Source organism: Candidatus Neomarinimicrobiota bacterium (assembly GCA_012964825.1).
Taxonomy (GTDB): Bacteria; Fidelibacterota; Marinisomatia; order Marinisomatales; family S15-B10; genus UBA2125.
In genome coordinates this window covers 1-7,511 of record DTTI01000061.1, presented here as the reverse complement: position 1 = coordinate 7,511, position 7,511 = coordinate 1, and the positions used below count along the sequence as shown (strand labels likewise).

At 51.2% G+C, this 7,511-nt stretch carries 12 protein-coding genes and 1 tRNA gene; 6 read left to right on the top strand and 7 right to left on the bottom strand.

Annotated elements, in window-relative coordinates; genetic code table 11:
* The 4 genes from EYO21_06095 to EYO21_06080 all read right to left on the bottom strand — a co-directional run bounded on the left by EYO21_06095 (nt 1) and on the right by EYO21_06080 (nt 3,170).
* Nucleotides 1-65 (bottom strand) — tRNA-Arg (locus tag EYO21_06095).
* Between the two features lie 61 nt (nt 66-126).
* Nucleotides 127-1,254 (bottom strand): aminotransferase class I/II-fold pyridoxal phosphate-dependent enzyme, encoded by a 1,128-nt coding sequence (locus tag EYO21_06090; GenBank protein HIB03379.1) that lies wholly within the window; start codon nt 1,252-1,254, stop codon nt 127-129.
* Nucleotides 1,255-1,275: 21 nt separating this feature from the next.
* The gene (locus EYO21_06085) at nt 1,276-2,169 is read right to left on the bottom strand and encodes an ornithine cyclodeaminase family protein (GenBank protein HIB03378.1); all 894 of its coding nucleotides are present in this window, start codon (nt 2,167-2,169) and stop codon (nt 1,276-1,278) included.
* Nucleotides 2,170-2,219: 50 nt separating this feature from the next.
* Complete coding sequence (locus EYO21_06080) at nt 2,220-3,170, bottom strand: threonine/serine dehydratase (protein HIB03377.1); 951 nt, start codon at nt 3,168-3,170, stop codon at nt 2,220-2,222.
* 96 nt (nt 3,171-3,266) lie between these two features.
* On the opposite strand from EYO21_06080, the gene EYO21_06075 reads away from it, so the two are divergent.
* A complete protein-coding gene (locus tag EYO21_06075) occupies nt 3,267-4,001 on the top strand; it encodes an enoyl-CoA hydratase/isomerase family protein (GenBank protein HIB03376.1) in 735 nt (244 codons plus the stop codon).
* Between the two features lie 12 nt (nt 4,002-4,013).
* Here the strand turns inward: EYO21_06075 and EYO21_06070 are convergent, their stop codons facing one another.
* Genes EYO21_06070 through EYO21_06060 form a run of 3 tightly spaced genes read right to left on the bottom strand, consistent with a single transcriptional unit; the run spans nt 4,014 to nt 4,827 of the window.
* Nucleotides 4,014-4,334, bottom strand: a complete 321-nt coding sequence (locus EYO21_06070; GenBank protein HIB03375.1) for a YbjQ family protein — start codon at nt 4,332-4,334, stop codon at nt 4,014-4,016.
* A complete protein-coding gene (locus tag EYO21_06065) occupies nt 4,331-4,546 on the bottom strand; it encodes a hypothetical protein (GenBank protein ID HIB03374.1) in 216 nt (71 codons plus the stop codon). The genes EYO21_06070 and EYO21_06065 overlap by 4 nt, the downstream gene beginning before the upstream one ends.
* On the bottom strand, nt 4,543-4,827 hold the full coding sequence (locus EYO21_06060) for a hypothetical protein (GenBank protein ID HIB03373.1): 285 nt from the start codon (nt 4,825-4,827) through the stop codon (nt 4,543-4,545). The genes EYO21_06065 and EYO21_06060 overlap by 4 nt, the downstream gene beginning before the upstream one ends.
* A gap of 87 nt (nt 4,828-4,914) precedes the next feature.
* On the opposite strand from EYO21_06060, the gene EYO21_06055 reads away from it, so the two are divergent.
* Genes EYO21_06055 through EYO21_06035 form a run of 5 tightly spaced genes read left to right on the top strand, consistent with a single transcriptional unit; the run spans nt 4,915 to nt 7,448 of the window.
* Nucleotides 4,915-5,547 (top strand): MBL fold metallo-hydrolase, encoded by a 633-nt coding sequence (locus tag EYO21_06055; protein HIB03372.1) that lies wholly within the window; start codon nt 4,915-4,917, stop codon nt 5,545-5,547.
* 27 nt (nt 5,548-5,574) lie between these two features.
* On the top strand, nt 5,575-5,925 hold the full coding sequence (locus tag EYO21_06050; protein ID HIB03371.1) for a hypothetical protein: 351 nt from the start codon (nt 5,575-5,577) through the stop codon (nt 5,923-5,925).
* Nucleotides 5,925-6,347, top strand: coding sequence for a DUF309 domain-containing protein (locus tag EYO21_06045; GenBank protein HIB03370.1), 423 nt, complete (start codon nt 5,925-5,927; stop codon nt 6,345-6,347). Before EYO21_06050 ends, EYO21_06045 begins: the two co-directional genes overlap by 1 nt.
* A complete protein-coding gene (locus EYO21_06040) occupies nt 6,334-6,849 on the top strand; it encodes a TlpA family protein disulfide reductase (protein ID HIB03369.1) in 516 nt (171 codons plus the stop codon). The genes EYO21_06045 and EYO21_06040 overlap by 14 nt, the downstream gene beginning before the upstream one ends.
* Nucleotides 6,846-7,448, top strand: a complete 603-nt coding sequence (locus tag EYO21_06035) for a redoxin domain-containing protein (protein HIB03368.1) — start codon at nt 6,846-6,848, stop codon at nt 7,446-7,448. Before EYO21_06040 ends, EYO21_06035 begins: the two co-directional genes overlap by 4 nt.
* Nucleotides 7,449-7,511: the final 63 nt, after the last annotated feature.

Sequence of the window (7,511 nt, the reverse complement as noted above, 5' to 3'; positions counted from 1 at the left end):
CGGACTGGACTCGAACCAGTAACCTACGGCTTAGAAGGCCGTTGCTCTATCCGGTTGAGCTACCGGGGCCAATATGTAATTTACCGCCGCTCAAAGACGGCAACAATTAAAGGGTGAAAACAGGGTTTACGCCGACACCGGCTCACGCATGCTGTTGAATGTCTCTTCCATAAGGGCAAGACCTTTATTGAGGAGATCCGGCGTTGTGCCGTAACCGATCCGTACATGGTTCTCCACACCGAACCATTTCCCCGGCATGATGAGAACACTTTTCTCATCTCGGATCTTCTCAATCAGCTCAATGGAGGGAACATCCAGATGATACTCGGGAAAAGCGATGGCTGCCGCTTCCGGTGGTGTAAATGAAAACAGACCGTCCTGGCTTTCAATCCAGTCCGTGAGGATGGCGAGATTGGTCTTAAGAAACTGGTGTGTCCCGGCCAGAAGTTCCTTCCGCCTGTCCGGTTGGAGCACCTTGGTGGCCACAGTATCACTGATCAACCCCACTGAGATGGTGGTATAGTCATGAAGCTTCCACAGTTCCCAGATGGTGTCGGGATCGGTAACAGACCAACCAAGCCGCAAACCTGGAAGGCGATACGCCTTTGAGAGCCCTGAGTTGACTATATCTTTTTTACGCCCCGAATAGACGGTGGGTGACTCTACGCCGGACAGTTCTGCACCACGGTACACCTCATCAGAGAGAAGATAAAGGTCGTACTCATCAGCAATCCGTCGAACTCCCGCCATAGCCTCAGTGGACATGATGGCACCTGTGGGATTGTTGGGCGTGCAGACTGCGATCATTTTGGTCTTTGTCGTCACAAGGGAGCTCAGTTCATCCAGATCCATCTGCCAGTTCAGTTCCGGTCTTAACCGGATCTCTTTCACCTCTACACCAATACTGCTGGCCAGGGTTCCGATCTGAAGGTAGTTAGGTACCATGTAGATCAGCTCATCTCCCGGCTCTAGGAGTGTCATAGTGCAAAGAAAATTGGCCTCAGCTGAGCCGTTGGTGATAAGAACATGATCGGGAGTAGAGCCGGGGTACATGGCCGCCACCACCTCCCGGAGACCGGCAGTCCCGTTGGCTTCAGTGTAGTAGAGCACCATACGAGACACCTCTTCCAGCTCTTCCGGCGTCAAAACATCATTAAGTGTCAGAGGATGGACCCCACTCTCCGAAAGGTTGTAATCCACAGCGTGTTCCCAGACTGACATGTTCCGCTCAAGTTCAAATGTTTTGAATTTCATCTGATTCTCCTTTTACGGTTTTCAATTTTCCAAGGCCTCATAAACTGCCGTTGCAATTTGGATGTCCTGAACAGCTACACCTGTTAGATCTGCCACGGTGATCTGATCACCGGAGGTCCTGCCTGGTGACTTGCCGCTAATGATACTCCCTAACTCCACCAACTCTCCTTCCGAAACAGTCCCTTCCCGCAGGCACCATGCGATCTCTCCCCGCTCCCGGCACTGTGGAATACTGTCCGCCACTACCAGATCCGCATTGGCCAGAATGGCACCATCCAGTTCCCGCTTTTCGTGGGTGTCAGACCCCATGGCGGTGATGTGTGTACCGTGAGAAATGTCAGTAGCGCTAAGCAGCGGTTGGGTAGCCGGTGTGGTGGTAACAATAAGATTGCTCTGCTGAGCCACCTCCGCTGGTGAATCACAAATGGTAACGGTGTAACCTTTGGACGTCATATCGCTTTTATAAAGTGCCACCTTTTCAGGTGTGCGGCCCCACACCGCCACCTCCTTGCACTCTACCACGCCGTCCAAATATTCAACCTGCAGTCTCGCCTGGATACCCGTACCAATGACACCAATGGCGGTCACTTCCTCCGGTCCAAGCTGTTTCGCCGAAATGGCTCCCGCCACCGCCGTACGAACATCCGTAAGAAACGCTTCATCGTGAAGTACGCAGACCGGCTCCCCCGTTTTTTGCCTGAAAAGTAGCATCATGCCGCTGCCACCGGGGAGCCCCAATTTCTCGTTCTGGTAAAAGCCAGAAGCGATCTTGATGCAGTAATATTCGTCCCCTTGGATGTAGCCGTACTTGATGTGGACATCGCCGGGCGGATCTTTGAACACCAGTTCCCCCACCGGCGGGACTACGGATCGCCCATCGGAGTAAGCCACAAACCCTTCCTCAATAAGTGGCATAAGGTCCACTCCCTCCAAGACTGACTTGATCTGATCCAGAGAATAGGTTTTCACAAAAGTTCTTTCAGCGTCTTTGTGCTAATGTTGGCACCACACAGCACGATTGCCACCTGCTTGCCGGACCACCGGTCTTTCTGTTTCAGAAACCCGGCAATGGCCATAGCGGCGGACCCTTCGATTAGCATGTTGTGGTTTTTCATAAATGCCCCAAACGACTCTGCAATCTCACGCTCCGTAATGAGAACATAATCGTCCACAAGTTCACGGCAAAGCTCAAAAGTGATGGCCCCCTCCTCCACACCGCCGGCGGTGCCATCTGACAGGGTGGGTTTCGACTCCATATCCAGTATTCTTCCCGCTTCTACGGACTTGTGCATGACAGGCGAATTCTCTGGTGAGCAAGCCACTACAGTCACATTTTTTTCGCCTTTCATGGCACCGGCCATGCCGGAGATGAGTCCCCCGCCGCCCAGAGAGACGAAAAGGGCTTCTACATCCGGCAACTGTTTTATGAGCTCTACCCCCACCGTCCCCTGCCCCGCCACGATTTCAGGATCGTTATAAGGAGACACATAAGCCACTCCATTTTCTGAAGCATAAAGGCGCCCTGCTGTTTCCGCCACCAAACAATCATCCCCTTCTTTTACTATTTTTGCACCGTAAGCCTTAATGGCTTTAAGCTTGGCGGGAGAGGCGTTTTCAGGCACAAAAATGGTACACTTTGTTTCCAGCAGGGATGCTGCACGGGCCACGGCTGCGCCGTGATTCCCTGTGGAGGCGGACACTACTCCGGAAGATCTTTCCTCGTCCGAAAGAGAAAGCAGTTTGTTTACTGCACCTCGAAACTTGAAAGAGCCGGTGTGCTGCAGGTTCTCGCACTTGAACCAGACGTGGGCACCTGTCTCCTCACTGAGCCAGTGAGAGTGTTCCACAGGCGTTTCCCGGACAAAACTTTTGATCAGGTGTGCGGCATCGAGGGCGGACTGGTGAAAATTCATCATTTGTAATTACCCGTTGAAAAGCCGGGAAAGATAACGGAAAATACGAGGGTGTCCAGCCACATCAAATTGTTTTGAAATGACGAGGGAGACAAACTGATGATAGACTCAACCATTGAAGGAAGGATCAAAGTCCTCCGCATGAACCACGGTCCCGCCAACGCCATGGATCTGCCGTTTCTCACTGCCGTGGCCGAAGCCTTCATTCCAGATGACAACTTCGACGGCGCGGTCCTCACGGGTAATGGTCGCTTTTTCAGCGCCGGTCTGAATATTGTGAGTCTCACGGAAGGGAACGATGACAATGCCTGGAACGTTATCGAAACTTTGGGCCGTGCCTTTATGAGCATTATGACCTTCCCAGGCCCCGTTGTGGCCGTTGTGGATGGTCACGCTGTGGCCGGCGGGTGCCTCCTGGCCATGTCGTGTGACCACCGTATCGGCGTACCAGGTGACTATAAAATGGGACTGAATGAACTGGCCCTGGGCCTCGACCTCCCCGCCATTGCCCTGGTAGCTGTCCGGAGATGTGTCCCGGCCAATCGCCAGTTTGAAGTGACCTCTCTCAGCCAATTCTACTCACCGGAAGAAGCGGTTGCGCTCGGTATACTTAACGAGATCAATAATGATGCCGAAACAGAGGCGCTAAAAATGTCAACCTCCTTGGCGGACTCCCTTGCCCCCTTTCAGCGGCTGAAGAAAAATCTAAACGCGCCGGCACTGGAAATGTTTGAAAAAGGGGGCGACTCGACAGATGAATTCATCCGACAGTGGAAAACGCCGGAAAGCCAGGCCAAGATCAAGGCGGCCGTAGAAAAAATGAAGAAGTCGTGAACTACTGGCCGTTCAGCTTCCGACAGCCATAACCGCAGTTCCATAGGCCAGTATCTCTGAAGTATTGGACATGACCATGGAGGTGGTAAACCGTATGTCTGTAATGGCATTAGCTCCCATCTCTTCGGCCCGCTCAATCATCCGCTGCTGAGCCTCTTCCCGGGACTCAGCCATCATCTCCGTATACTCCTTGATCTCACCTCCTATGACGGTCCGGAGTGAAGCAACAATATCTTTTCCCACATGCCTGGCACGGATGGTACTGCCTTTCACCAATCCTTTTGATTCGGTTATGGCATGACCGGGAATTGTCGAAGATGTAGTTAGAATCATGACCTTACTCCTTTAAAAGACTCACCTTTGGAATCAGAAACTCTCTCCTTTATCATGCTTGCCAGCACCAGCAGTCCGCCCACCACGATAAGGGCCACGGCGATCCTCATCTTACTTGGAATAAAAACTATTATTTTCAGGAGTTCGTAAATAATATAAAAAGCAATTATGACAACCCCCGCTAGCAACATAAAAACACCTGATGTTCTCATTTTGCTTCTCCCGATTTCTGATATGGAATAAGTATCTCTTTCAGCAATGTATTGATCTCTTCCGAGCTCAGCGGAATGGCCACGCCGTCCAGATCAACGGTAGTGTGCTGGCCCCGCATCACCATCATGCGTACTTCCCGCTGGAGAGCCAGTGCCGCTTCCCGGTCCAGCTTCATGTCGCCCAGGTCGATGCCGGATATATCTATTCCTTCTTCTGCCAGAGGGGCAAGTATTTTTCCAAGGATTTCCTTTTGATCTGTCATGGCACTTTTAGCTTCCAAACCTGTTAACCAAACCCTAAAAGAAATTAATTCACTTGCACTGGACATCATCGTACATTTTCTCAATATTCGACATAGGACAAGCCCATGAAGATCTGGACATTCGAGGGTGGATTTGACGAGAATCTCACCTACCTTTTTTCCGATGGCGCCTCTGAGGATGCCGCTATCGTCGATGCGGCGATCCCGCTAAGCAACCTTAAGTCCACTATTAATGAGAACGGTCTCACCCCGTCAAAATTTTTGGTGACACATACCCATTTTGACCACACTGCCCATCTGGAGGAATATGCATCCGCTTATCCAAACGCTGAAGTGTGCGTCATGGGCGGCTCCGGCCGGTGGCAGAATGAACAGGCCCTCTCCCATGGTGACACCGTTCAGATCGGTGGTCTCACCGCTACTGCCATCCACACACCGGGCCACACGCAGGACAGCACCTGCTTCCACGTAGAAGACTCCCTTTTCAGTGGTGACACCATTTTTGTGGGCCGGACAGGACGGACCATCGGCGCGGGCAGCGATACCCGGCAGCTTTACCGTTCTATATCCGGGAAGCTGCTGACCCTTCCTGGTAACACCTCCATCTACCCCGGTCACGATTACGGCCCGGTGCAGAAGATTTCCATGGAAGAAAATATTGAAATGAGTCCACTCCTTCAGGCGACGGACGAAGACGATTTCGTCAGAAGGATGGAAGAATATGAACGATCACGTTAGTCAAAAATCTAACTAAGGAGAGATGAAATGAAACGTTACGCATGGGGACTCCTCACCGGTGCTATGCTGACGGCTTGCTTTATCGTGGTGACCGCTACGGCAAGTCCTCAGGATGATTCCATCAAGGTCTATATGGGCCAGCTGGAACAGTTCCTCCGAGATGAGATGTCCAGAAGCACCACGGCTGGTCGGTTTCAACTGCAGTCTTTCAGTATCGACCGGACCCATTGGCACTACATGATGGACACGGCCACTGGTAAGCTCTACAGAATGGAGCTCGGCCGCACGCCCGACAGGAGCCAGTGGACACTCATGGCCCAGGGGCTCATTGAAGAACCGCCTCCGGCCGAAGCCGAAACGGAAACAGTCGAGAACTAGTGGCACCGCGAAAGCGGAAAACAGCCGAACGGCTCACGTTCGTTGAGCCGGAACTTTCGGCAGAAAACGAGGTTCGATTCCAATATGGTATTGATCTTTTCAACACCGGTCACTACTGGGATGCCCACGAATCGTGGGAGGAGATTTGGCAGGAACTGGGCGACGAGCCTGAAGATGACTGGGAGATCCTTCTCCGGGGACTTATTCAGATCGCCGCAGGATTACACTGCCTCTTTTTGAAAAAGGAACGGGGATCAAGAGGAAATCTCAAGAAAGGATGGTCAAAGATCGCCCTGCGCGAGGACCATTTCCTCGGCCTGGATCTAAAAAGCCTAGCCCGTGAAGTTGAACGATGCCTCGACTGCCCGGACCGTATGACCGGCTATATCATAAAAAGAGAGTTGACCAATGAAACTGTATAAACTGTTGAAGCGGACAGGAATCTTTTTTCTCTTCTTTTTTTCTTTTTCCTGTTCCCGGTCATCTATAGATCTCCAGGAAGCCACTGCAGGAGATATCCTAACCGCCGTGGCTGAGCATAAGGGAGAAAAGGCTGTGTTGGTAAACTACTGGGCCACTTGGTGTGGCCCCTGTGTAGAGGAGTTTCCCATGGTCGTAGAACTTTCCAAAAAATATGCTGACGTGGCCGTTGTGTTGTTCGTTTCAGCTGATTGGTTGGACGAAAAAGAGAGGGCGAAGGAATTTCTTAAGAAGCAGGGGGTAAAAGGACTTTCTTTCATTAAAAATCAGACCGATAATGAATTTATTGATGGTATCCACAAAGATTGGTCCGGGGCCCTGCCCTTTACCATCGTATACGGTAAGAATTCAGGAAATGTTGTAGATTCCTGGGAAGCAAAAAAGTCTGAAGCAAGATTTGTTGAAGCATTTAATAAAGCAATTAACGAAGGAGTAAAATCATGAAAAAATCCTTGATATGGATACTTCCATTAATGCTTTTGACCGCTGCCGTGGCAGGCGAGCTGGACCTCGGTTCCGAAATGCCTTTGGCGGAAATAAAAATGGCCGATGTAAGCGGAAAAAATGTGAGTCTGAAAGACGCCATGGGTGAGAACGGCCTGCTGGTTGTTTTCTCCTGCAATACCTGCCCCTGGGTAGACGCCTGGGAAGACCGGTATATTTCGGTCTCAAAGTTGTCCCAGAAAAAAGATGTGGGCATGATCGCCATAAATCCCAATCAGGGAAGCCGGAATAAAGGCGACGGCATGAATGACATGCAGTCTCGAGCCAAGAAAGCAAAGTATGATTTCTACTACACTCTGGACAAGGAGTCGAAACTGGCTTCCGCATTCGGTGCCACCCGTACACCTCACATTTACCTTTTCAACAATAAAGGTACGCTGGTCTACCGCGGTGCCATCGATGACAATGCCAGAAGGCCAAAAAAGGTAGAGAATCCCTACCTGATGGATGCCATTAACGCTATGGTTGCTGGCGAAAAGATAAACACGGCTTCTACTAAGGCTCTGGGATGCGGTATCAAATACACTACTAATAACTAAATTGTCTTAACAGTCGCGGGGTGTGGCGCAGCCCGGTAGCGCACCTGCTTTGGGAGCAGGGGG